23 protein-coding genes and 1 pseudogene are annotated in these 24,094 nt (G+C 67.0%); 18 read left to right on the top strand and 6 right to left on the bottom strand.

Features of this window, described 5'->3' with window-relative positions:
• Positions 1-77: 77 nt before the first annotated feature.
• A pseudogene (locus GOAMI_RS23735) lies at positions 78-170 on the bottom strand (MarR family transcriptional regulator); the annotation flags it as partial.
• 346 nt (positions 171-516) lie between these two features.
• Positions 517-1,446 carry an IclR family transcriptional regulator gene (locus GOAMI_RS06920; RefSeq protein WP_006435723.1) on the bottom strand — a complete coding sequence of 310 codons (930 nt, stop codon included), beginning with the start codon at positions 1,444-1,446 and terminating at the stop codon, positions 517-519.
• An 81-nt stretch (positions 1,447-1,527) separates the two neighbouring features.
• Between GOAMI_RS06920 and cysD the strand changes: the two genes are divergently transcribed.
• The 13 genes from cysD to GOAMI_RS06855 all read left to right on the top strand — a co-directional run bounded on the left by cysD (position 1,528) and on the right by GOAMI_RS06855 (position 15,078).
• On the top strand, positions 1,528-2,442 hold the full coding sequence (gene cysD, locus GOAMI_RS06915; RefSeq protein WP_085950440.1) for a sulfate adenylyltransferase subunit CysD: 915 nt from the start codon (positions 1,528-1,530) through the stop codon (positions 2,440-2,442).
• Positions 2,442-4,322, top strand: coding sequence for an adenylyl-sulfate kinase (cysC, locus tag GOAMI_RS06910; RefSeq protein ID WP_006435721.1), 1,881 nt, complete (start codon positions 2,442-2,444; stop codon positions 4,320-4,322). Before cysD ends, cysC begins: the two co-directional genes overlap by 1 nt.
• A gap of 91 nt (positions 4,323-4,413) precedes the next feature.
• Positions 4,414-5,193 carry a 3'(2'),5'-bisphosphate nucleotidase CysQ gene (locus GOAMI_RS06905; RefSeq protein ID WP_006435720.1) on the top strand — a complete coding sequence of 260 codons (780 nt, stop codon included), beginning with the start codon at positions 4,414-4,416 and terminating at the stop codon, positions 5,191-5,193.
• 384 nt (positions 5,194-5,577) lie between these two features.
• Complete coding sequence (locus GOAMI_RS06900; RefSeq protein ID WP_006435719.1) at positions 5,578-7,203, top strand: PEP-utilizing enzyme; 1,626 nt, start codon at positions 5,578-5,580, stop codon at positions 7,201-7,203.
• A 157-nt stretch (positions 7,204-7,360) separates the two neighbouring features.
• Positions 7,361-8,596: an MlaD family protein gene (locus tag GOAMI_RS22530; RefSeq protein ID WP_006435718.1), complete on the top strand. Its 1,236-nt coding sequence runs from the start codon at positions 7,361-7,363 to the stop codon at positions 8,594-8,596.
• The gene (locus GOAMI_RS06890) at positions 8,490-9,434 is read left to right on the top strand and encodes an MlaD family protein (RefSeq protein WP_006435717.1); all 945 of its coding nucleotides are present in this window, start codon (positions 8,490-8,492) and stop codon (positions 9,432-9,434) included. The genes GOAMI_RS22530 and GOAMI_RS06890 overlap by 107 nt, the downstream gene beginning before the upstream one ends.
• Entirely contained in the window at positions 9,434-10,528 is a 1,095-nt protein-coding gene (locus GOAMI_RS06885; RefSeq protein ID WP_006435716.1) for an MlaD family protein, read from the top strand. The genes GOAMI_RS06890 and GOAMI_RS06885 overlap by 1 nt, the downstream gene beginning before the upstream one ends.
• Positions 10,529-10,584: 56 nt before the next feature.
• The gene (locus GOAMI_RS06880) at positions 10,585-11,493 is read left to right on the top strand and encodes an MlaD family protein (protein WP_255219184.1); all 909 of its coding nucleotides are present in this window, start codon (positions 10,585-10,587) and stop codon (positions 11,491-11,493) included.
• A gap of 79 nt (positions 11,494-11,572) precedes the next feature.
• Positions 11,573-12,562 carry an MlaD family protein gene (locus tag GOAMI_RS06875; RefSeq protein WP_006435714.1) on the top strand — a complete coding sequence of 330 codons (990 nt, stop codon included), beginning with the start codon at positions 11,573-11,575 and terminating at the stop codon, positions 12,560-12,562.
• 73 nt (positions 12,563-12,635) lie between these two features.
• Positions 12,636-13,334 carry a hypothetical protein gene (locus GOAMI_RS06870; RefSeq protein ID WP_210738011.1) on the top strand — a complete coding sequence of 233 codons (699 nt, stop codon included), beginning with the start codon at positions 12,636-12,638 and terminating at the stop codon, positions 13,332-13,334.
• 102 nt (positions 13,335-13,436) lie between these two features.
• Positions 13,437-14,078: a TetR/AcrR family transcriptional regulator gene (locus GOAMI_RS06865; RefSeq protein ID WP_006435712.1), complete on the top strand. Its 642-nt coding sequence runs from the start codon at positions 13,437-13,439 to the stop codon at positions 14,076-14,078.
• 86 nt (positions 14,079-14,164) lie between these two features.
• On the top strand, positions 14,165-14,686 hold the full coding sequence (locus GOAMI_RS06860) for a cytochrome P450 family protein (protein WP_006435711.1): 522 nt from the start codon (positions 14,165-14,167) through the stop codon (positions 14,684-14,686).
• Complete coding sequence (locus GOAMI_RS06855; RefSeq protein WP_006435710.1) at positions 14,665-15,078, top strand: cytochrome P450; 414 nt, start codon at positions 14,665-14,667, stop codon at positions 15,076-15,078. Before GOAMI_RS06860 ends, GOAMI_RS06855 begins: the two co-directional genes overlap by 22 nt.
• Before the next feature lie 45 nt (positions 15,079-15,123).
• On the opposite strand, the gene GOAMI_RS06850 is transcribed toward GOAMI_RS06855, so the two are convergent.
• The 3 genes from GOAMI_RS06850 to eccA are packed head-to-tail and all read right to left on the bottom strand — an operon-like array spanning position 15,124 to position 17,918.
• A complete protein-coding gene (locus GOAMI_RS06850; RefSeq protein WP_006435709.1) occupies positions 15,124-15,663 on the bottom strand; it encodes a hypothetical protein in 540 nt (179 codons plus the stop codon).
• 14 nt (positions 15,664-15,677) lie between these two features.
• Entirely contained in the window at positions 15,678-16,085 is a 408-nt protein-coding gene (locus GOAMI_RS06845) for a hypothetical protein (RefSeq protein ID WP_006435708.1), read from the bottom strand.
• Between the two features lie 51 nt (positions 16,086-16,136).
• Complete coding sequence (eccA, locus tag GOAMI_RS06840; protein WP_006435707.1) at positions 16,137-17,918, bottom strand: type VII secretion AAA-ATPase EccA; 1,782 nt, start codon at positions 17,916-17,918, stop codon at positions 16,137-16,139.
• A 210-nt stretch (positions 17,919-18,128) separates the two neighbouring features.
• On the opposite strand from eccA, the gene purL reads away from it, so the two are divergent.
• From purL to GOAMI_RS23420, 3 genes are all read left to right on the top strand, one after another.
• The gene (purL, locus tag GOAMI_RS06835) at positions 18,129-20,423 is read left to right on the top strand and encodes a phosphoribosylformylglycinamidine synthase subunit PurL (RefSeq protein WP_006435706.1); all 2,295 of its coding nucleotides are present in this window, start codon (positions 18,129-18,131) and stop codon (positions 20,421-20,423) included.
• A gap of 147 nt (positions 20,424-20,570) precedes the next feature.
• Positions 20,571-20,939: a CD225/dispanin family protein gene (locus GOAMI_RS06830; RefSeq protein WP_006435705.1), complete on the top strand. Its 369-nt coding sequence runs from the start codon at positions 20,571-20,573 to the stop codon at positions 20,937-20,939.
• A gap of 28 nt (positions 20,940-20,967) precedes the next feature.
• Positions 20,968-21,384: a DUF2752 domain-containing protein gene (locus GOAMI_RS23420; RefSeq protein ID WP_006435704.1), complete on the top strand. Its 417-nt coding sequence runs from the start codon at positions 20,968-20,970 to the stop codon at positions 21,382-21,384.
• On the opposite strand, the gene GOAMI_RS06820 is transcribed toward GOAMI_RS23420, so the two are convergent.
• On the bottom strand, positions 21,373-22,317 hold the full coding sequence (locus tag GOAMI_RS06820) for a glycerophosphodiester phosphodiesterase (protein WP_006435703.1): 945 nt from the start codon (positions 22,315-22,317) through the stop codon (positions 21,373-21,375). The genes GOAMI_RS23420 and GOAMI_RS06820 overlap by 12 nt on opposite strands.
• 35 nt (positions 22,318-22,352) lie before the next feature.
• Here GOAMI_RS06820 and GOAMI_RS06815 point away from each other — a divergent pair, with 35 nt between their 5' ends.
• Both GOAMI_RS06815 and GOAMI_RS06810 read left to right on the top strand, forming a co-directional pair.
• A complete protein-coding gene (locus tag GOAMI_RS06815) occupies positions 22,353-22,988 on the top strand; it encodes a hypothetical protein (protein ID WP_006435702.1) in 636 nt (211 codons plus the stop codon).
• Positions 22,989-23,010: 22 nt separating this feature from the next.
• Entirely contained in the window at positions 23,011-24,087 is a 1,077-nt protein-coding gene (locus GOAMI_RS06810) for an NAD(P)H-dependent amine dehydrogenase family protein (RefSeq protein WP_040004637.1), read from the top strand.
• Positions 24,088-24,094 lie beyond the last annotated feature (7 nt).

The raw sequence follows: 24,094 nt of genomic DNA, 5'->3' as shown, positions 1-24,094 counted from the left end.
GTGATGGTCACGCAGGTGGCGCGGCGGTCGGTCGGGTGGGGGCTCCGCTCCAGCAGGTCCCTGGACTCGAGGCGGTCGGTGGCGAGGGTCTCGGTGGTCGCGTGGACCAGGAGGTTGCGTGCGAGCGCGGAGATCAGGCGGGTGCCGGTCTCGGACAGGAGAAGCGTCATGAGCAGGAGGTAGTCCGTCATGTTGAGGCCGTGTGCCTTCAGCTTCACGTCCACCGCATCGGCGACGATCCGTTGGTAACGCAACAGCGACGTCAGGGTCAGGAAACGCCTCTCATCGCCGTCGAGGGCCTGCTGATCCCAGAAATGGGCAGCCCAATCGACCGGGTCGGAGATGACGTCGGGGGTTCTGTCGTCGATCGACATGGAGCCTCCTCGGCGATCGGGGTGACGCGCGGGACCTGCCGTGAGGCAGGAGGAGGCGCGGGGATGGACCACGGAACTTCTCTAGTTATAAATAATAGAGACGTAGTGTACATCACGATCGGGCCGAATCGAGTCGTGAGATTCAGTGGAGATGCGCCGAAATCCCACGTGCCGCGTCACGGGTGGCCTCGGCCAGTTCGCGTAGTTCGTCGGCTCGAAGCGCGGTGTTGGGGCAGGTCACGATTGCCGCGGTGACGTGATCGGCGGCGTCGAAGACGGGTGCGCCGACGGTGACCACGGGCACCTCGGCGCCGGCGGCGGCGAACGCGTCGAGTTCGTCGGGTAGATAATCGATGACCGACAGTTCGGTCAGCAGGTCGTCGACCCGGGCCCGCAGGCTGTCGGAGACGGTGTCCAGCGAGCCGAGCGCATCGATGATCGCCCCGTGGTCGGCGGTCATCCGTTCGATCGAGTACCCGCGTTCGGCCACGGCGTCGAGGGCGAGCCGGAGGCGAGTGCGGCTCGACTCGGGCGCGCGCGCGATCCAGGCCGCCTGTGCCTGCGCGGAATCCCACGCGATGAACTCCCGGCTGATGGGTGGGCGCAGGCGGATGCGGGCGCCGTCGCGCAACCACGGATGCAGTCCGGCGTCGGGCGTGAGATGCGGCGGAAAGGCGTGCGCGGCGAGGGTCACGACGTCGGGTGCGGTGCGGCGCGCGACGAAGCACGGGACATCGAACCGTGCGCACAGCTCCCGCACCGTGAGTGTGGCCCACCGCAAGAGATGGTCGGCGCCGCCCAGGTTGCGGGCGAGCATGGCGAAGGCCGGGCCGATGGCGAAGGTGCCGGCCGCTTGATCCCGGATCAGCCAGCCGTGTTCGACGAGTTGGGAGACGATGGCGTGGGCGGTCGCGCGCGACAATGAGGTGCGGCGCACGATCTCGGCGAGGGTGAGTGCGGGCTGGTTCGCCTCCGCGAGCAGTTCGACGATCGCCACCACGCGTGCGGTCGGTGGCGACCCGGCGCGTGCCGGTTGACGCGCCTCGGAGAAGTCGCCTACCGTCGATGTCACATTATCAACACTTAGTGTCGAATATTCGACATGTCAAGGGGGTTGCGCACTGTGGCGAGCACGACCGACACGCCCGACCGGATGGAACGTCACGGGTACGAGTTGTCCCACCTGGCCGCGTTGGAGGCCGAGGCGGTCCACATCATCCGGGAGGTTGCGGCCACCTTCGAGCGCCCGGCCCTGCTGTTCTCGGGCGGCAAGGACTCGGTGGTGATGTTCCACCTCGCACGCAAGGCGTTCTGGCCGGCGCCGGTCCCGTTCCCGCTCATGCATGTCGACACCGGACACAACTTCGACGAGGTGATCCGGTTCCGTGATCGCGTGGTCGCCGAGACCGGCGTCCGGCTGATCGTCAGCTCCGTGCAGGACGACATCGACGCCGGACGGGTCGTCGAGCAGACCGGGCCGGGCGCGAGCCGGAACCGCCTGCAGACCACGGCGCTGCTGCGCGGGATCACCGAGAACCGCTTCGACGCCGTATTCGGTGGAGCTCGGCGCGACGAGGAGAAGGCTCGCGCGAAGGAACGGGTCTTCAGCTTCCGAGACGAGTTCGGCGCGTGGAACCCGCGCGATCAACGCCCCGAACTCTGGCGTCTGTACAACGGTCGTCATTCGAAAGGCGAACACATCCGGGTGTTCCCGCTGTCGAACTGGACCGAGCTGGACATCTGGCAGTACATCGCCGAAGAGAACATCGATCTGCCGTCGATCTACTACGCCCACCGGCGGGAGGTGATCCCCCGGGACGGCATGCTGCTGGCGAGAACACGCTTCCTGCAAGAACTTCCGGGGGAGGAGGTGCGGACCGAGACCGTGCGGTTCCGCACCGTCGGCGACGCCACCTGCACCGGTTGCGTCCTGTCGACGGCCGACGACGTCGGCAAGGTGATCGAGGAGATCGAGGTGACCCGGCTGACCGAGCGCGGGGCCACGCGCGCCGACGACCGGATCTCCGAGTCGGGCATGGAGGATCGCAAGAAGGAGGGCTACTTCTGATGCACGGGGTCGATGCCGGCAGGGGCGTTCCAGACGTCAGGGGCGCCACCGAGATGTTGCGGCTCGCCACCGCGGGATCGGTCGACGACGGGAAGTCGACGCTGATCGGCCGGCTGCTCTACGACTCGAAGGCGATCTTCACCGATCAGCTCGAATCGATCGAGCGGACCAGTGCGGAACGGGGTGACGAATACGCCGACCTCGCCCTCCTGACCGACGGACTGCGCGCCGAACGGGAACAGGGCATCACGATCGATGTCGCATACCGGTATTTCGCCACGCCCAAGCGGAAATTCATCATCGCCGACACCCCGGGTCACGTTCAGTACACGCGCAACATGGTGACCGGCGCGTCGACGGCCGACCTCGCGCTGATCCTCGTCGATGCGCGTAAGGGAGTGCTGGAACAGACTCGGCGGCATGCGTTTCTCTCCTCGTTGCTCGGGATCCCGCACCTGACGGTCTGCGTCAACAAGATGGACCTCGTGGACTGGTCTCAGGAACGGTTCGACGAGATCTGTGCGGACTTCGCGGATTTCGCGACCAAGCTCAACGTCGTGGACCTCACCTTCATCCCGATGTCGGCGTTGCGCGGCGACAACGTCGTCGAGCAGTCGGCGGCGATGCCGTGGTACGGGGGCAGGCCGCTGCTCGACCATCTCGAACATGTCTACATCGCGTCGGACCGCAATCTCATCGACGCGCGACTGCCGGTGCAGTACGTGATCCGTCCGCAACGCAGCGACGGTGCCGACCATCGTGCCTATGCGGGCACGGTGGCGGGCGGTGTCTTCGCCAAGGGCGACGAGGTCGTGGTCCTGCCGAGCGGTTTCAGCACGACGATCACCGAGATCTGGGGTCCGGGCGGAGCCGCCGTCGACGAGGCGTTCTCGTCGATGGCGGTGTCGGTGGAACTGGCCGACGAGATCGACATCGTGCGTGGCGACATGCTGGCCCGGCCCAACAACCGGCCGTACGTCGGGCGCGAGATCGATGCGATGGTCTGCTGGTTCGACGACGACACCGAGCTCCGCGGACACAGCCGTTATCAGCTCCTGTGTGGAACGCGGCTGACCCGCGCGCAGATCACCGGGCTCAACTACCGGCTGGACGTCAACTCGCTGCATCGCGACGAGGACGCCGAGGTCTTGTCGCTCAACGAGATCGGGCGGGTGACCCTGCACACCCAGGAGCCGGTCATGTTCGACTCCTATCGCCGCAACCGTGACACCGGGAGTTTCATCCTCATCGACGAGGTCACCAACCGAACCGTCGGCGCGGGCATGATCACCGCGCCGGTCAGCCACGACAGCCACGTCGTGTGGCAGTCCGGCAAGGTCGCCCGCGAGCACCGGGCGCATCGCGGTGCCACCATCTGGCTGACCGGGCTGTCGGGGTCGGGGAAGTCGTCCCTCGCCGTCGAACTCGAGCGACGGTTCGTCGCCGAGGGCCGACCCGCCTACCTGATGGACGGGGACAACCTGCGCCACGGACTCAACTCCGATCTGGGTTTCTCCGATGACGACCGGCGCGAGAACATCCGCCGGACGAGTGAGGTGGCGGCCCTGTTCGCCGATTCGGGTGCGGTTGCGATCGTCTCGCTGATCAGTCCCTTCGCCGAGGAACGGCAGCGCGCTCGGGAGATCCACGCACAGCGACGCCTGCCGTTCTACGAGATCTTCGTCGACACCCCGCTCGAGGAATGTGAGCGCCGGGACCCGAAGGGGCTGTACGGCAAGGCCCGTAGGGGCGAGATCAGTCAGTTCACCGGCATCGACTCGCCCTACGAACGGCCGACGCACGCCGAACTCGTCATCACCCCCGAGGACGGCGCGCCTGCCGACGTCGCCGAGATGGTCCTCCGTAACCTGGGACTGTGACGCCCTGGTTCGCCCGCGATGCCGGTGGGTATGTCATGACCGGACACCGGGGCGCCGGTGGACCAGCCCAACCGCCAGAGAGGGACACAGCGTGACCGACGATCGAGCACTCGCAGGCGAACTGGCCACCGCGGCAGGGGAACTCCTGTTGGACATCCGCCGGACCAGTGGGCTGACCGGCAAGGAACTGGGCCGGGCCGGAGATGCACGGTCCAACGAGTTCCTCCTGCGACGCCTCGCGGAGGCCCGGCCGGACGACGCGGTGCTGTCGGAGGAATCGGCCGACGACAAGTCCCGGCTGCACGCCGACCGGGTCTGGATAGTCGATCCGGTCGACGGCACGCGTGAGTACGGGACGTACGAGCCGGGTGCCGGCCGCGCGGACTGGGCCGTGCACGTGGCGTTGTGGTCGGCGACCGGCGGATTGATCGCCGGGGCCGTGGCGCTCCCGGCTCTCGGGGTCACCTACCTCGACGACGAGACCGAGGTCGAACCGACGTCGGGACTGGCGTCGCGACCACGCAGCGACGTGCCCCGCGTCGTGGTGAGCAGTTCACGGCCGCCGGCTTTCGCCGACGAGGTCGCGGCGGCGGTCGCGGGGGAAGTGCTGCCGATGGGATCGGCGGGAGCGAAGGCGATGGCGGTGGTCCGCGGTGAGGCCGACGCCTACGTGCACGCGGGCGGCCAGTACGAGTGGGATTCCGCGGCGCCGGTGGCCGTCGCCCGGGCGAAGGGGCTGTGGTGCGGACGCATCGACGGTTCGGCGCTCGTCTACAACAACGACGACACGTATCTGCCCGACCTGGTGATCTGCCGTCCCGAGTTCACCGAGGCGATCCTCACCGTCACGACCGAGGGGGCCGGCGGCTGATCGCCGGCGCGTACTCGGAAAGTGATCACGAGTTCCCACGGTTCGTGGTGTGATTCGTAGGTGATCCCGGCCGGGGATCGTTACGATCGCGGATTCTGCATCCACATTCGCGGAGGTCGGGACGTGTTCGCACCGGCCTGAGTGATCGGGGACCAGTCGGACGGTGCAGTTATCGCACGTCACGGCCCCAGAAATGCCTAAGGGACAAAATTGCCCCTAAATTCCCGTTTATCTATAGACAAACAGTCTATTGCGAGAGTAAAACTGTTGTGTCAGCGATCACAGTCACCTTCCCGAGGGCGTCACATCTCAGCGAGGGAGCTGCCTTCCCCGGGGGAAGCCGATCACAGGCGTCACACTGTGCGAAGCCGTGAAGGAGCAGTCGTGCCCACACCCACCGATCCCATCAAGGGCTCCTCGGAGCCCGGCCGTTACTGGACGAGTACCAATCTCGGCGAGGCCTGCCCAGAGGTCATGTCACCGATGTGCTGGAGCCTGTGGGGCCCGGCGACCGAGCAGGGGCTGTTGTATCCGATGTACTCGTTCGGAGTGATCCCACGGAGCAAGCTCGTGGTGTCCGACGATCCGAATGAACTGGGCGTCAGCTGCTTCTACGGGCGTCAGGCGTTGAACGTGGACGTCATCAAGAAGACGATGGCGGCGGTGCCGGGACTCAGTGCCGACGACTTCGAGCGAGATCTCATGGGTTCGGTGCGACCCGACGCGCCGAAGTTCTCCGGCAGTCCGGGCCGCGTCCCGGTGATCGCCGCGAAGGCGCCGGTCGCGCTCATGCGGACGCGGAAGCGTCTGGAACGTCTCTACGAGGAGATGTACGCCGACTGGCTGGCGACGGTCGTCGACGGCGAGCCGAGCCAGACCCCGATCGAGCGTCTGGTGCAGACCCGTGCTGACTTCGAACGGGTCTTCAGCGTGCACTGCGTGTGGCGCTTCATCTTCCAGGGAGCCCAGAGTGCGGTGACCGGGGCGGCCGAGAAGCTCGGCGAACCGGGACTCGTCGACCAGTTGCTCTCCGGCGTGGGCGATCTCAACGAAGCCAGGATGGCCGATGACCTGTGGCGGCTCGGGCGCGGCGAGATCGGCGAGGCGGAGTTCTTGTCCTCGTGGGGATACCACGGCCCCAACGAGGGCAATCTGTTCGCCACGGTGTGGCGTGAGGACCCTCGAGCGGTGCGATCACTCGCCGCGTCACTCGCGCAGCGCGCCGAACGGCCGGCCGCGCGAGCGTCGGCCACGCAGCAGGTCGGGTCCGCGGCCGAGGCGCGGCTGCTCGCGGCGACCCCGGCTCTGCAGCGACCCGTCACGCGGTGGCTCGTCCGCAAGATGCGTGACGTCATCCGATCACTGCAGGTCGGAAAGGCCGCCTACCTCATCGCGATCGACCGCGCCCGCGCCGCCGCCCGGACCTTCGGCCGCCAGCAGGTCGACCTCGGCGCGCTCCGGGAGGTCGACGACGTCTTCTTCCTCACGGTCGAGGAATGTGAGGATCTCGCCGCGGGCCGCCTGTCCGACGCCCAGCGGATCGTCGACACCCGTCGAGCCACGCGCGAGGGTTACAAGGCGATGGTCCTTCCGGTCGCGTTCTACGGCATGCCCGAGCCGGAGCGGATCGACGACGACGCCGATGACGTTGGCGCGGTTGAACTCTCGGGTGCTGCCAGTGGCGGTGGGGTCGTCGAGGGCCGCGCTCGGGTCCTGTCGGACCCGTCCGAGGACATCGAGCTCGACGACGGCGACATCCTCGTGTGCCGCTTCACCGATCCGAGCTGGGCGCCACTGATGGCGATGGCCGAGGCCCTGGTCATCGACATCGGGGGATCGGCCAGTCACGGCGCGGTCGTCGCCCGCGAGCTCGGGGTTCCCTACGTGATCGGAACCGAGAGCGGAACCCGGAGAATCGGCGAGGGTGACCGGATCCTGGTCGACGGTGAACGCAATCTGGTCAAGGTCACCGAGCGTGCTCGCGATGGCAAGGCGGTCGCCGCCGGCTGACCGGAGAACCCGCCCCACGCCGGGGCATCACGCCCGTCCGCGAGGCAGACGCACACTCGCCGAAGCCGCTCGTCATACATCCCGATTCTCATCCAGCCGTGCTCGAACAGTCCCAGCGCACGACCAGTTGTCGATGCCCATTCCCGGAAAGGTGACCATGACAGCCACGACCGCCCTGAGGTCGGTTGCGCCGGTGAGCCCGGCGCTGCCGGTCGACTCGCCGACGCACGAGGAGAAGCGCGCCGGACGGCGGCGTCGCGTGCGAAACCCGTTGACGCCCATCGTGAAGTATCTACGGCGCGCACCGCGTGAGAGCCTGGCGACGCTGGGGCGGCCGGTCGAGCAGCCGACGAGGACCTACCGGGCCGAGTTCTCCGACATCTCCGGACTGCGGATCAACGGCGACGTGCGCACCAAGGGGGTGCGGATCGGGAAGATCACCGACACGCGCATCGTCCGCGTCGACGGGCGCAGCGTGGCCGAGGTCGACTTCACCCTCGACGAGTCGTATCGGCTGACGGAGAACTCGCGGCTGACCGTGAAGTACCAGAATCTCACGGGCGCAAGATATGTCGACGTCGCTTTCGGGCCGGCCGGACGGCCGGTGGACACGGTCCCGCTCAGCCGCACGACGGGCTCTTTCGACATCACCGAACTGTTCAACGGCCTGCAGCCGGTACTCGCGACGATGCGCACCGACGAGGTCAACGAGTTCACCGACAACGCGTTGGCCATCCTGCAGGGAGACGGCAGCGGACTGGCGCCGATGCTCGACAACGTGGCGAAACTGTCCCGGTTCGCGACGGACCGTGAACGGTTGATCTCCACGCTCACCGCCAACATGGCGCGGATCGCCGACACCATGGGAGGCCGGACCCCGGAGGTCATGGAGTTCCTTCACTCGGTCAAGATCCCGGTCGCCAATGGAATGACCGTTCTGGAGGAGTTCTACAAGACGGATCGCTACGGACCCGCCTTCACCGAGCCGATCGACCGGCTGATGGGCAACCTCGGACTGCGGCCCGGGCTCGACGTCGACAAGCTGCTCACCGATGCGTTCAGCTCGATTCCGCAAGCCGCCGAGGCGCTCCGGATGATCCCGGTGGCGGTTGCCGGTCTCCAGGTCCCGGCCGGCATCGATCACTCCGGACGCAGTTGTGCGAACGGGCTCGCGGATCTGCCGTCCGATGTCGAGCTGCTGCTCGACGGAAGCGAGGTCGTCGTATGCGCGCAGGATGACACCGGCCATGCTGGGACGTTTGACCAAGCGGGTCGGGCGGGAGGTCATGATCGGGGCGGCGCTGCTGGTCGCGGTGATCGTCGTCGCCGCCGTGATCGTCGTCGTCTACGTCAATCCCCCGGGGAAGAAGCAGTTCACCTTCCTCACCGATGACGTGTCGTCGGTGGCGGTCGGGCAGGACGTGCGCGTCGCCGGGCTCAACGTCGGCAAGGTGACCGGCCTCGAACTCGGCGCCAACGAGGTCCGGGTGACCGCCGAGGTGGATGAGGAGATCTTCATCGGGGATCGCTCCCGTGTCGAGGTCCGGATGTTGACACCGGTCGGCGGCTACGCCGCGACGCTCATTCCGCTGGGGGATGTTCCACTGGGGGACAACTGGATTCAGTCCAGTGCGGTCAGCGTTCCCTACAGCATCGGGGACGTGATCCAAGAGGTGCCGACGGTCACCGACAACGTCGACGCCACGGACATCGACGGCAATCTCGGTCAGGTCGCCGATGCCCTGGACGGGCAGTCGCCGTCCTTGCGGGACATGGTCGACGGAATGCGGAGCGTCACCGGTGTCATCGCCCGCCAGCGATCACAGGTCGACGCGATCGCGGCGCTGAGCACCGAGTACCTCGAGGTGTTCGAGGCCAACCGGGCATTCATCTTCGATCTGCTGCGACAGACCGACATCGTGCTCTCGACCTACAACAACACTCACGTGGGGTTCAACGAGGCGTATGCGCGGCTCGGACGGATTCTGATGTCGATCCAACCGCTCGAGGCCTACTACCTGGATCACAGCGATCAGGTCGTCGCGGCGATCAATCAGTTCCGGCAGATCGCCGAGACCGCGCAGAACACGATGGGACCGGGCGTCGACAAGCTGACCGCGCTGCGAGATCAGCTGGCGGGCTGGCTCGGTCCCGAGGGGATCAAGGAACTCAAAGGCGGGACCGTGCTCGCCTCCGATATCTGTATCCCGGTCGCCGGGAGGAAGTGCTGATGATGCGACGTCCGAACCTGGGAATCATCGGGGTCGTGGCAGCTCTCGCGCTGTCCGGCTGTGCCGGCACCGCGCTGGCCGCCGATGAACTCCCGCCCACCACCGGGGAATTCTGCGCCGAGATGCCGGATGTCACCGGTCTGTACGCCGACAATCCGGTCACACAGATGGGATACCGCATCGGCCGGGTCGCCGCGGTGCAGCCACGTGGCGACCGCGTCCTGGTCACCTTCGAGATCGACACGCCCCGTGCGATTCCCGCGGATGTGAAGGCGGTGATCCGGTCCAAGTCGCTGCTGGCCGACCGGAGTCTGGAGCTCGTGGGGAACTATGCCTCGGGTCCTCGGCTCACCGGGGACCGATGCATCGCCCTCACCAACAGTTACACGCCCAAGACGATTTCGGAGATATCCGCTTCCGCAGCGGATTTCGTCGACGACCTGGCCCCCGCAGGTGAGGGCCAGAATGTCCGGGGAGCCGTGACCGGACTCGCCGACGCGCTCCGCGGGGTGGGGCCGCACGCCCGCGACGTCATGACGAATGCGGCGGAGGCGGCGCAGAACCCGGACAAGGTGATCGCCGACATCGGCAGTGTCATCTCCGACATGGCACCGCTGAGCGAGGATGCGCTGAAGAACTGGGGTGCGATCGAGTCCATCCTCACCCAGGCGCCGAACATCCTCGAGGTCGGCACCGAACTCTGGACCGGTGCGACGGAACTGACCAAGGGCGTCGCCTGGACCGTGGCGACCCTGTACGACATCGAGCGGAACTACGGTGGTGACATCTGGCCGGTCGTGCATGGTCCGGTGACCCAGGCGATCTCCCTGGCGGCCGCTCGCGCGCCGGACATCTCGTCGCTGGTCTCGACCATCCCCGCGGTTGCGCAGGCGGTGCGCCAGCAGACACACGGCCAGGGGCGCGGATTCTCGGTCCGCTACACACCGCCCACGGTTCGCGTGTCCGACGTCTCCCCGGAACTGTGCGCTCAGGCGAACAGGCTGCGACCCAACACCTGTACGAGACGTGGTGCGGTCAGCGAGTTCCGGGGTGACGCATTGTTGGACATGGTCCTGCTGGGGGGTCGGTCATGAGACGGAGTGCATGGTTCTCTCGCCTGGGTCGGCGGACGATCCGCCGGGGTGTGCCGGTGGCAATTCCGGCGATGGTCATGACGATCGTGCTCGCGGGGTGCGCGATCGGTCCCGATGACCTGCCGTCGGTACGTCCCGGAACGGGCGACGGCTACGAGGTGTCGGTCCGATTCGCCAGTGTCCTGTCGCTGCCGAACGGTGCCGATGTCGTCGCCGATGGACAGCGTATCGGCGAGGTGACCGGGCCCGAGCTGACCGACGACTACGTGGAGGTCGTGGCGCGAATCCGCAAGGGCACGCGCATTCCTGCTGACACCGATGCCGTCATCCGGCAGAACACCCTTCTCGGTGACACCTACATCGCCTTCGTCCCGCCGGCGGGCGGCGGAGACGACGGTTCGACCGGTGCCCGGGGGTATCTCGAGCCGGGGTCGGTCATCGGCGTGGAACGCACGGTGTCGCCACCCCCGCTCGAGGACACACTGGCGGTACTGGCCAACTTCGTCAACGGCGGAACCATCACCCAGATCCAGGACGCGATGGCGCGTATCAACAACGTGATGCCCAAGCGCCCGGATCTGCGCCGGCTCGCGACGGTCACGTCGGTGGATCTGCGAGACCTGGGACGCAATACCGGTGAAATCGATCGTTTCCTGACCGGCATGAACGCTTCGGCCGCGGCGATCGGTGAGCGCCATGACGAGCTGACCAAGATCTTCGGCGCCGAGGCGGCGACCTACTGGCGGCGTGATGCCGACAGCTTCCTGGTCCACATCGCCTATCTGCTGCCCTCGATCGGCAGCATCTTCGAGGGCGGGATCTGGCTGGTGCCGATGCTTCTCTCGCGGCCACGTCCGACGGCGTCCGTGGGATCGTGGACGATGGACCGCGATTGGCGATCAAGACCTCGGACTTCCTCCGTAATGTGTCGCTTCCGTTCGCATCCAACCCATCGGTCGATGTGACGTCGGTGACGGCACGAGGTGGCGGTGAACAGCTGATCGGCGATGTGGAGAACCTCTTGCGGATGCTGGGAGCGGTGCGATGAAGAAGTCGATGCTGTCGATTGCCGGGATGCTCGTGATCGGTGTTCTGGCCTTCGTCTACATGGGGACCCTCGGGCTCCCGGTCAGCCGGGAGAGCGACGACCGGAGGGCCACCATGGAGGTCTCGGACGGCAACGGTCTCGTCCCCGGAGCACGAGTGCTGTTGCGCGGCGTCGAGATCGGCACCGTGGCATCGGTCCGTCCGTCTGCGCGTGGCGTCACGATCGGTATGAAATACCGTCCGGAGTATCAGATCCCCACCGAGAGCACGTTCCGGATCGAGACCCTGTCGGCGCTCGGTGAGCCCTACGTGGCGGTCACCCCGGCGGTGGCGACCGGCCCGTACATCGCCGAGGATGCGGTGATCGGCCGGTCGCAGGTCGATGATCCGTCCACGTTCAAGGATCTGTCCGAGCGTGTCACCCGACTGCTGGAACAGGTCGACCCCAAGAGCGTGGGAAAGATCTTCGAGACCCTCGACGTGGCGTTGCCCGGTCCGTGCACGGATGGCGGGGTGTGCACCGATGACGAACAGTACGTGCTGGGCAGTATCAACCGCGCCGGTGAGCGTCTGGCCTCGCCGATCGGTGGTCAGGCCGACAATCTCACCACGCTGCTCAGCGCCCTGCAGCCGCTGCTCATGAGGAGCGGAGAGATCCCGGCCGCGTTCCGCGGGGCTGCCCCGGCCGCCGAGGGGTTCGGCCGGAATCTCGGTGTCCTCCAGGACGCGCTGAAGTTCGCGGTGTTCCGCGGCGGGCCGCTGGCCACCGGAATCGAGGATGGTGCCGGACCGTTCCTGATGGAACTCCAGAAGTTCCTGGACAACACCGCCGCAGATCTCAAGGTGATCGGCGACAACCTCCTGCCGACGGTCAGCGCCAGCGCCGGCGCGTTGCGCACGGTCGACCCGAGCGCGGTGCTCGGCCGTGCGCTGGGCGCGGTCCGGAACGGGTCGCTCCAAGTCGAAGTGGGGGTGCCCGGGTCCTGATACACGACCTGCCGGAAGAACTCGGCAGATGACAGCAGCCAGCCACACGAACGGATGAGAAATGGTGCGGACCATGGAAAACGACCCAGAACGCAGGGACGACACGAAGGGCGAGGACGGCACAGCGAGCACGACGACGTCGGGTATCGCAGTGCTGGAGAAAGGATCGGAACCGGCGACCTCTGCCGGCGGTGCTCGCGGCTCCGGTACGGAAGTGCCGGGCGACGCCGCGGGGGACCGGGCGCGCGGGCATCAGGTGTCCCTGCGGTCGGTGATCGTCGGCGGCGTGATCCTCGCCCTGGTCGCGGCCCTTGCCTTCGTCAGCTGGCAGTTGCACTCGCGCAGTGAGGAATTGGCCGCGACGCAGGCGGCTGCGACGGCGGAATCGCAGGCCGAGAAGGTTGCTCTGGACTATGCGAAGGGTGCCGCCGCGATCGACTTCAAGGACCTGCCGGCCTGGCGATCCCGACTGACCGAGGGGACCTCGGAGGAGATGGCCGCCCGATTGACCCAGGCAGCCACGTCGATGGAGCAGATCGTCACACCGTTGCAGTGGACGTCGACGGCGGAGCCGATAGCCGCGGTCACCACGTCGGTCGACGGCGACGTGTACTCCGTGGACTGTTTCGTCGGCGTCACCACGAAGAACACCCAGGCTCCCGACGGTATCCAGTCGACTGCGACATACAAGCTGCGACTGGACAAGTCGAAGGACTGGAAGATCATCGACATCTCCGGAGTCAATGCCGAACTGCCGACCGGAGGCCGATGAATCGGTGACGGAATGATCTGGGACCGGTGTGATCGGCGTCGATGACAGCGGACGGCGGCGTGGTGCATCATCGGATCCATGAGTAGCCAACGTCGTCAATCCATGAGCCCCACCACTCGGCGACGTTCGTCGGACCTGCAGGCCCTGATCGTGGTCGCGGCCGAGGAGGAGTTCAGTCACCTCGGCTACAAGGGTGCGACGATGGCGGCCATCGCCAGTCGTGCCGGCGTCACCAGGTCGGTCCTCACTCGGCATTTCGCCACCAAGGCCGATCTTTTCGCGGAGGTGATGACCAAGCCGCTGCTGCAGTTCGCCGACAGTTGGACCAGCCGCTGGGCCGATCGTCTAGCCGAGGAACCGCCCGAACTGGAGCTCGTATACGAGTTCATCTCCGACCTGTTCGAGAACAGCCGCAATCACACCGGTGTCCTCCGACTGTTGATGTTCTCCGGCGAACAGCTGGAACCGGAAGTGCGCAAGCAGGTTTGGGAGACGATCGATGAGGGCATGAGCGCGGTGCTGGAGATCGCGGTGCGCACCATCGCCGCGCACGGGTATCCGGCGGAGCATGCCGACATCACGGTGCGAGCGCTCATCAGCATGGTGATGGGCTACGTCAGTATGGACTCCTCGGTACTGGGTTCGATAGACGCTGACGACGAAGTCGTTGTGCGACACATGTCGTCGCTGATCATGCACGGAATCTCGCTCGGCGCGGACACCGGCCGGGACCCCGCCGAATAAGGTACAAAGTTGTCCCTTGACTGTTGGGGTGATCGTTGCCACACTAGGTGTGTCGTTGAAGCCCAATAGATTTAGGAATCCCCCTCATGGCCAATGTCACATCAGACTGGGATCCGCTGTCCGAGGCGAACCTTGCAGACCCTTTCGCGGTCCAGAAGGAAATGCGCGGCAAGTGCCCGGTTGCCTGGACCGAGCAGTTCGGCGGCGCGTGGGCGGTCTTCAAACACGCCGACATCGAACAGGTTGCCGGCGATCCGGAAACCTTCAGTGCAGCAGAGGTGTTCGTCGTTCCGGACAGGACCGGGGGAGTCTTTCCATGGCTTCCGGTCCAGTCCGATCCGCCCCAGCACGCCGACTACCGTGCCCTGGTCGCTCCCTTCTTCCGGATGGAGAAGACCAAGGCTGAGCCCGGCGGCGACGATCTGATGTCGGCGCTGATGGAGGCCGACATCGACGGACGGCCGCTGACCAATGAGGAGATCTTCGGCACCTTCATACTGCTGATCGTCGGCGGTTCGAGACCACCGCCGACGTCACGAGCGCCACGCTGGCGCATCTGGCCGAGAATCACGAGCTACGAGAGCAGTTGCGCGCCAACCCCAAACTGATCACCAAGGCGGTCGGCGAGTTCGCGCGTGTCTTCGCCCCCACGCAGGCCACCGCGCGTACGGCGACTCGGGACGTGGAGATCGGGGGTCGGACGATCTGCGCCGGCGAGCGCGTACTGCAGATGTGGGCGTCGGGAAGCCGGGACGAGGACGTCTTCGCCGACGCCGATTCCGTCGACATCGATCGGCCGGGCAAGACCCAGCTGACCAGCTTCGGTTCCGGAAATCACCGGTGTCTCGGGGAAGGTCTGGCGCGCATCGAGATACGTGCGATCCTCAGTACCTGGCTGGAGCGCATCGACACCTTCAAGGTCGACGGGACCCCCGAGCGCGGCACCTGGCCCACCCAGGGCTGGCATTCGATGCCGATGAGCTTCACCGCGCGCAGCTGATCCGCGGGTCGGCCGCAGACACCGCTGGTCGGTGCGCCATGAACATCAGTGCGTCAGGAACACCTTCACGACGACGATGGCGGTTGCCAGCACGGTGACCGCGGTTGCCCCGATCAGCGTTGCGCGGTTGGGTCTTTCGTTGTTCAGGCGGTCGATGACGAAGACGGTTCCGCCGATGCGCAGCAGGATCACGATCTCGGCGGCGAGCTGGGCGGTGCGCGGTTCGAGCCAGCCGACCCATGCCGCCGCCAGGATGAGACACGGCACCGACGCCGACGAGAGGATCGGCACCGAATCCCGAAGGTGGTGCAGCACCGTCGTCTTCGTGGGGTGGACGGTGCCGTCGTGGACCCGTCGCGCCACCGCCTCGGCGAAGACATGTGCGATGAAGGTCGACGCGGCTGTGCCGAGCACGATCAGGATGCCGACGAAATCGTCGTTGAGGTGCAGCGGGATCAGCGCCGCCAGGATCAGGATGTTGCCGTAGATGTACGCGCTGATGCGGGGCGCGGCGTGTTCGCGGTCCAGTGGACGGCCGCGGGAGAACAACGGGCCGTGCAGGAGGGACCACGGTCGGACACTCATGGTCAACGAACGTATCAGCGTGTGGGCACGAGCTCACCGACAACATCGGCGACCTTGTCGTCGAGACGGCTGAGGCAGACCGTCGCCGCGACGGTGGCGACCTGATCGGCGTTGGACTTCACCCCGAGTGCCGCCACGGCGGCCGCACGCCCATCGTCTTCGAGTGCCCGGAAGTCGCGGCAGCTCAGGGCCTTGGCGGTGGAACTCTGGACGGCGCTCGACGGTGCTCCCGAGGTGGCAGGTTCTCTTGTGGGCTGCCCCGTGTCTCCGGTGGTCTGCTCGGTGCCGGCGGTCTGTTTCGCGGTGGTCGCGGACGGTGCGGGTTCGGCGTCGTCGGACGAGCATCCGGCCAGCGACAGGGTCAGGGCGAGGGCGCCGGCGAGCAGGCCGGATCGGATCAAGCGGGTGCAGGACATGAGCATGGGAAACCTCTCTGGGGAAACGAGCGGAAGTGGCCGGACGGGCGAGGGCCGCTAGCGCCTCAAACCCGACAGCACGCCGGAGATGGCGGACCGGATGTCGTCGAGTTCGATACGCATCAGATCGTCTGCGGACAACGAGGCGAGGTCGCCGGCCGTGCTGAGCCGGAACTCGCGCTCCTCCTCGGCGGCCTCGACGATGTTGCGGATGAATCGGCCGTTGCCGGCCAGATCTGTGGCCCGACGCGTGCCGCCATCGTGGTCGCGGACATCGTGGTAGAGCGGCGCGCACGCCTGCTCCAGTTCGGCGACCGCCTCCGGGGTGAGGACCGAATCGCGTTTGCGCGCGATGAACTCGCCGATCTGCGCGAGCTCTCGAGGGGTGTACGAGTCGAATCGGACCCGACGTGCGAAACGCGACGCGAGTCCGTCGTTGGCAGCGAGAAACCGGTCGATCTCCGAGTCGTAGCCCGCGATGATCACGACCAGACGATCCCGGTCGTCCTCCATCCGCGCCAGCAGCGTGTCCACGGCCTCGCGACCGAACGCGTCGCCACCCGACAAACCCTTCTGGATCAGGGTGTACGCCTCGTCGATGAACAGGACGCCGTCCATGGCCGAGTCGATGAGCGCCGACGTCTTGATGGCGGTGGAGCCGAGGTGTTCGCCGACCAGGTCGCGCCGGGTCGCCTCGACCACCTTGTCGGATTTGATGAAGCCGAGCCCGCAATAGATCTTGGCGACGATCCGGGCGACGGTCGTCTTGCCGGTACCGGGCGGCCCGGTGAAGGCCAGGTGCAGGCTGCGCGCCGAGGTCGAGAGTCCGCGGTCGGCGCGGACCCGGGCGAGGGTGGCAGCCGACTGCAGCTTGGCGACCTGCTGCTTGACCGACTCGAGTCCGATCTGTTGTTCCAGTTCGCGCTGGGCATCGGTCACCAGCTCGTTCTCGACGCCTTCGGCTCCGACCGGCGACACCGTGGTCTGATTGCGGTCCGGCACCGAGGCGGGGTCCCAGCGGTCGGTGCGTGCGGCGATCTCCTCGGGCGTGGTGCGGAGGACGCGGATCGTCGGGGACCGCATGGCCTGCGCCGCCGCGGTGTGCGCCGGATTGCGCGCGTAGACCTGCTCGAGCATGGCCTTGGCCTTCTCCTCGTGACCCTGCTCGCGAAGCGCCAGGCCGTAGGCGTACATCGCGCTGACCGAACAGCCCGCGACCGGACCGTCGATGGCGTTCTGCAGGCGACGCATGCCCTCGCCGAGCATCCCCAGGTGCACGCACGCTGATCCGGCCATGAAGTCGGCCACAGACTGCATGACCGTGTCGCCCCACCGGTCCGAGCGGGTGAGGGCGGTCAGCACATCGGGCCATCGTTGTGTTCGGTAGTGGAGGTGAGCGCGGACGAACTCCACGATCGGCAACCGATGGGCGGGCGGGATCTCGTCGAGCGCCTCCTCGGCGCCCGAGTAGTCGGCACCGCGGATCAGACTGGACGCAAATGCGGCAGTGGCGTCGACGGCGGTGATCGCCGGGTAGTCGATGTGCAGTCCGGTGTCCCAGCGACCTGCGATGGTGCCCGGGGGAAGGCCGAGCCGACGCTGTTCGGCGCCGATCGTCGCTCGTGCCCGATACAGTCCCAGCAGGACCTCGTCGCTCCTGTCCCCGCAGGCGAGGCGGCCGATCCAGGCGTCACCGAGCGAGGGATCCCACTCGGTGGCGCGGGTGAACGCCTTGGCGGCCTGTGCGGGGTTGTTGATCGGCTCCTGACCGTCGACGGGGATGTTCAAGGACAGGACGCCCAGCTCGAAGAGTGCCCTCGCCTTGCGGACATCGGCCATCTCGTCCCCCTGTGTCAACGTCGTGCCCGGCGCGTCGCCGGCGTGCCTGCACCCCCGTGCACGTCCCGCGCCCTGCACGGCTCGAGTGAACAGACTATCCCGAGACCGGGCCGGTCCCGGCCACAGATCTCCCAGGGGGAGAGGGCACGCCGAACGCCTGAGGTCCGCCCCGTCGCCTCCGACGGCCCGGGCCCGCCTAGACTTGTCTGCGTGAGTGCCCAGGTGGATACCGTCTCAGCCGCTTCCTCGACCCCGGATCATCCGCAACCGTTCCGCGAACTCGGTCTCAAGGACGACGAGTACGCGCGAATCCGCGAGATCCTGGGCCGTCGGCCCACCGACGCCGAGCTCGCCATGTACTCGGTGATGTGGTCCGAGCACTGCAGCTACAAGTCGTCGAAGGTCCACCTCCGGTACTTCGGCGAGACCACCACCGAGGAGATGCGCGCCAACATGCTCGCCGGTATCGGTGAGAATGCCGGCGTCGTCGACGTGGGCGACGGGTGGGCGGTGACCTTCAAGGTCGAGTCGCACAACCATCCCAGCTATGTGGAGCCCTACCAGGGTGCGGCGACCGGTGTGGGCGGCATCGTCCGCGACATCATGGCGATGGGTGCGCGGCCGATCGCGGTCATGGACCAGCTGCGGTTCGGTCCCGCCGACGCCCCCGACACCCGCCGCGTCGTCGACGGCGTGGTGCGCGGTGTCGGCGGCTACGGCAACTCGCTCGGACTGCCCAACATCGGCGGCGAGACCGTCTTCGACGCCAGCTACGCGGGCAACCCGTTGGTCAACGCCCTGTGCGCGGGCGTGCTGCGAACCGAAGACCTTCACCTGGCGTTCGCATCGGGCACCGGCAACAAGATCATCCTGTTCGGTGCGCGCACCGGACTCGACGGCATCGGCGGCGTGTCCGTGCTCGCGTCGGAGACCTTCGACGATGCCGAGGGTGGCGGTCCGAGCCGTAAGAAGCTGCCGAGCGTTCAGGTGGGCGATCCGTTCACCGAGAAGGTGCTCATCGAGTGCTGCCTCGAGCTCTACCACGCCGGACTCGTGGTGGGCATCCAGGACCTCGGCGGCGCGGGATTGTCCTGCGCCACCAGCGAACTCGCCGCAGCGGGGGACGGCGGCATGCACATCGAGCTGGAGCAGGTGCCGGTGCGTGCCGAGGGCATGACCCCGGCCGAGGTGCTCTCCAGCGAGTCGCAGGAACGCATGTGCGCCGTCGTCGCCCCGGAGAATGTCGACGCCTTCCTCGCCGTGTGCAAGAAGTGGGACGTGCTGGCCACCGTGATCGGTGAGGTCACCGACGGTGACCATCTGGTCATCACCTGGCACGGCGAGACCGTGGTGGACGTGCCGCCGCGCACCGTCGCCCACGAGGGCCCGGTCTACGAGCGCCCGGTGGCACGTCCGGACTGGCAGGACACCGTGATCGCGTCGACCACGGAGCCGCTGCAGCGTCCGGACACGCCGGATCAGCTGCGCGAGACGCTACTGAAGATGCTCGCCAGCCCGGCGCTGTGCAGCCGCAAGTTCATCACCGACCAGTACGACCGCTATGTCCGCGGCAACACCGTCCTGGCCGAGAACGCCGACTCCGGCATGATCCGCATCGACGAGAAGACCGGACGCGGAATCGCTCTGGCGACCGACGCGTCGGGTCGCTACACCTTCCTCGACCCGTATCGAGGTGCGCAGCTCGCGCTGGCAGAGGCCTACCGCAACGTCGCCGTCTCGGGCGCGACCCCCAAGGCGGTCACCAACTGCCTCAACTTCGGTTCGCCCGAGGACCCGGCGGTGATGTGGCAGTTCCAGCAGGCGGTCCGTGGACTCGCCGACGGCTGCGCACAGCTGGGCATCCCGGTCACCGGCGGCAACGTGAGCTTCTACAACCAGACCGGCGCGACGGCGATCCTCCCGACGCCGGTGATCGGTGTCCTCGGTGTGATCGACGACGTCCATCGCCGCATCCCGGCGGGCTTCGGCACCGAACCGGGGGAGACGCTGATCCTGCTCGGCGAGACGCGCGACGAGTTCGACGGCTCCATCTGGGCGCAGGTCGCCTACGACCACCTCGGTGGTGTGCCCCCGCAGGTCGATCTCGAACGCGAACGGCTGCTGTCGGAGATCCTGACCGCCGCCTCGCGCGACGGACTGATCTCGGCCGCACATGATCTCAGCGAGGGCGGCCTCATCCAGACCGTCGTCGAGGCGGCCCTCGCCGGCGAGACCGGTTGCCGAATCCTGCTGCCCGAGGATGCCGACCCCTTCGTCTGGCTGTTCTCCGAATCCTCCGGACGCGTGCTGGTCGCCGTGCCGCGTACCGAGGAGTCGCGCTTCGCCGCGATGCTCGACGCCCGCGGTATGCCGTGGACGCGCATAGGCGTGGTCGATCAGGGCAGCGACGAGGTCGAGGTCCAGGACTACTTCTCGGTGCCGCTGACCGAGCTGCGCGAGGTGCGCGAGGCGACGTTGCCTCGCCTCTTCGGCGACACCCCGTAGTAGCCCCGATCGTTGTCACACGCAACGTTCTCGCCTGCGGGAACGTTGCGTGTACATCGTTGGAAGCAATCTGATTTCCGGAACCGCCCAACAGGCTGAGGGTCGGTTACGCTCCTGGGGTTCTCAGAGAGAGTCGAAAGGGCGCAGATGAGCTATCCCTATGATCCGAACCAGCCGCCGAACTACGGCCAGGGTGGTTACGGACAGCCGTACGGCGCATACGTGGGTGGCCCGCCGCCCGGACCCGAGCCGGACAACAACCTCGTGTGGGCGATCCTGACCACGGTCCTGTGCTGCCTGCCGTTGGGCATCGTGGCGATCGTCAAGTCCACGTCGGTCAGCAAACTGTGGGCTGCAGGAGATTTCGCAGGTGCCCAGAAAGCCGCCGATGATGCCAAGAAATGGGCGATGTGGGGTGCGATCGCCGGTGTTGTCGGTTCGATCCTGATCGTCGTGGCCTATGTCCTCTTCTTTGTCGTCCTCTTCGGCACAGCAGCGACCACGTCCACGTACTGAGCGGTTCGAAAGGGCAGTTCTCTCACGGGTGTCGGCCCTCTCGAATCATCGGGTCCTCGGTCCGGCGGCAGTTGTCGCCGCGACCGGGATCTGCTGTGGCGCAGTGCTGTTGGGCGACCCCACCACACCTGGCGGGGTACTACCGATGTGTCCGACGAAGCTGGTGTTCAACGTGACCTGCCCGGGTTGCGGCTCGCAGCGTGCGCTCTACTCGCTCCTGCACGGCGACCTGTCCGCGGCCCTGCACTACAACGCGGCCGGGGTGGCCGCGATCGGATTGCTGCTCTTCGCCTTTGGTGCGTATTGTCTGCGGCTCTGGACCGGACGAAGGATTCGCAGCTGGCAGAACATGCGCTATTCCGCCGTCGTCGTGCTCGTCGTGGTGCTCATCTGGTTCGTCGTCCGGAACATTCCGGTGGAACCATTCTGGTCCCTACACGTCTGACCGGCCGGCTGATCCGGTGCGTCGGAACCAGCGGATCAGCCGCGACCCGGTGCCCGCCGGGGTGGCGTCGAGATCGAGTGCGGCGAGCCCCTCCGGGTCGTCGGTGGTGATCTGGTCGACCCGTAGCTCCAAGAGCCGCTTGATCTCCGGGACGGCGCGCGGTCCGATGCGGGTGACGGTGTAGCCGTCGACGAGCCGGTCGTGTCGATGGAATGCGCCGACGAGGTCGTGGCCGCGCCGGTCCGCGGCGAGGATCAGCCGGTTCTCGAGGTAGATCATCTCGGCGTCCGGTGATGCGGACAGGGCGCGCGCGACGAAGCCGTCGAATTCCCCGGACCGGATCGCGGCGTCGGCGGCACCGTGGTGGCAGGGGTCGTAGCCGACGCGGATTCCGGGGGCGACCGACGTCAGGCGGGCCACGGCGGCCGCATCGCCGCACGACAGGATGAAGTGCGACGCCAACGGCTCGACGCTCCGCGCGAAGGTGTCCACCGCCCGTGGATCGAGCGCGGCGTCGTCTTCTTTGAAATCGAGCTGGAGGATCGACGTCGGCGCGATGTCGACCGTCGAGAACAATTCGGTCAGGTCCTCGAGGAGCAGGACCGGCTCCCGGAGCGCCTTTCCCTGGTTGTCGCGCAAGGACAGTCCGCGAAGGTAGGCGGCGGGCAGTGCCGAGATGACCCCGGTGCCGGTGGTGGCGTGGTCGACGACGCGGTCGTGGAGGATCGCGAAGCCCCGGTCGGCGTGGATGACCAGGTCCACCTCGATGCTCGCGCCGTGCCGCATGCCCTCGACGATGCGGGTGGCGGTGAAGGCCGGATCGTCGGCGCGTCGACGCCCGCGGTGCCACTTGAGCATGGTCCGGTGCCCGTCGAAGTCGATGTACAGGGGTGCCGAGGAGGGATCGGGAGCAGGTGTGCTGATCTGGGACATCGTCTTCCGAGCCTAGTCTCGGTAGGGTCTGGCACGTGGCGGCGTTCTCGATGCCCCGGTGGGTCGGTGTTGTGACGGCGGCCGAGTCGACCGGATTCCTCATCCCGGTGGCCGGGTTCGCGATCTCCGGCACCGCCGGGCTCTCGCCCGGATGGGCCTGGTTGCTCATGGTCGCCTGCGGGGCCGGCGAGGGCGCGCTTCTCGGATTCGGTCAGGCGGTCGCCCTTCGCGGTACGTCGTGGCAGGTCCCGCCGGCGCGATGGGTCCCGGCGACCGCGGTCGGCGGGATGCTCGCGTGGTCGTTGGGGATGGCGCCGTCGAGTCTCGTCGATCTGGGAGCGGACATCGACTTCGGGAATCCCCTCACCTGGTTCCTGTTCGGTGCGGGCGCCGCGGTACTGCTGACCAGCATCCCCTCGGCGCAGTACGTCGTCCTGCGGAACCGGCTTCCCGGCGCGTGGAAGTGGATACCGGTGAATGCGGCCGCCTGGACGGTGGGGCTGGTCTTCACCTTCCTGCCCGGCCCGTTCATCGACGAGTCCACCCCCGCCGTGGCGATGGCGGCCGCCTTCGTCCTGGCCGGCGTCTGCATGGCCGCGATCGTCGCGGTGGTCACCGGCCTCTGGTGGCGGTCACGACCCGTTCTCACCGAACGCGCCTTGCGGACTTGAAACGTGTTCTAGTTTGAGGGGCATGGCTCTGCGCGTGGTCGAGTGGTCGACCGGAACCGTCGGAAGACATGCGATCGCCGGGATCGACGCCCATCCCGACCTCGAACTGGTCGGGGTGTGGGTCTCGAATCCGGAGAAGGTCGGAAAGGACGCCGGCGAACTGGCGGACCTCGGACGCGACCTCGGCGTCGCCGCGACCGACGACCGGGACGCGCTGATCGCCCTGACGCCCGACTGCATCGTGCACACCGCGATGACCGACGACCGCGTGATGGAGTCGATCGAGGACCTGATCTTCTTCGTGGAGAGCGGGATCAACGTGGTGTCGAGCGGCCCGGTGGTGCTGCAGTTCCCACAGGGCATCCTGCCGGACGGGTTGCTGGAGCGGATCGCCGCGGCCGGCGCATCCGGCGGTGCCAGTCTTCACGTCAACGGTATCGATCCCGGTTTCGCCAATGATGTGCTGCCGCTGTCGATGACGAGCCTCTCGCAGCGCATCGACGAGGTGCGGTGCCAGGAGATCGCCGACTACTCGACGTACTACCAGCCGGTCGTCATGCGGGACCTCTTCGGATTCGGGAAGCCCATGGACACCACGCCGTTGTTGCTGTCACCCGGAATCCTTTCGATGGGATGGGGCAGTGTGGTGCGGCAGATCGCGGCCGGACTCGACCTCACCCTCGACGAGCCGCTCGTCGAACGGGTCGAGCGGGTCGAGGCGGACCGCGACTACTCGACGGTGTCGGTGGAGATCCCGAAGGGCACGATGGCGGCGTTGCGGTTCGAAGTCGCCGGGCAGGTCAATGGCGTGGATCGTGTTGTGCTGGAGCACTACACGCGCACACACGCGGACCAGTGCCCCGATTGGCCGACCCCGCACGAGGGCGACGGCTGCTACCGGATCGCCATCTCCGGCGAACCGGAGATGACCGTCGAGTTCGGCCATCACGGTGAGAACGGCGACCACAACGTGTCGGGGATGATCGTCACGGCCATGCGGCTGGTGAATTCGGTTGCCGCCGTGGTCGATGCGAAGCCCGGGTTGGTGACCGCCCTCGACCTGCCGCTCATCACCGGACGGGGTCTGGTCGCCGAATAGGTTGCGC

This window comes from Gordonia amicalis NBRC 100051 = JCM 11271 (assembly GCF_000332995.1).
Lineage (GTDB): Bacteria > Actinomycetota > Actinomycetes > Mycobacteriales > Mycobacteriaceae > Gordonia > Gordonia amicalis.
This window is presented reverse-complemented; position numbering and strand designations above follow the sequence as displayed.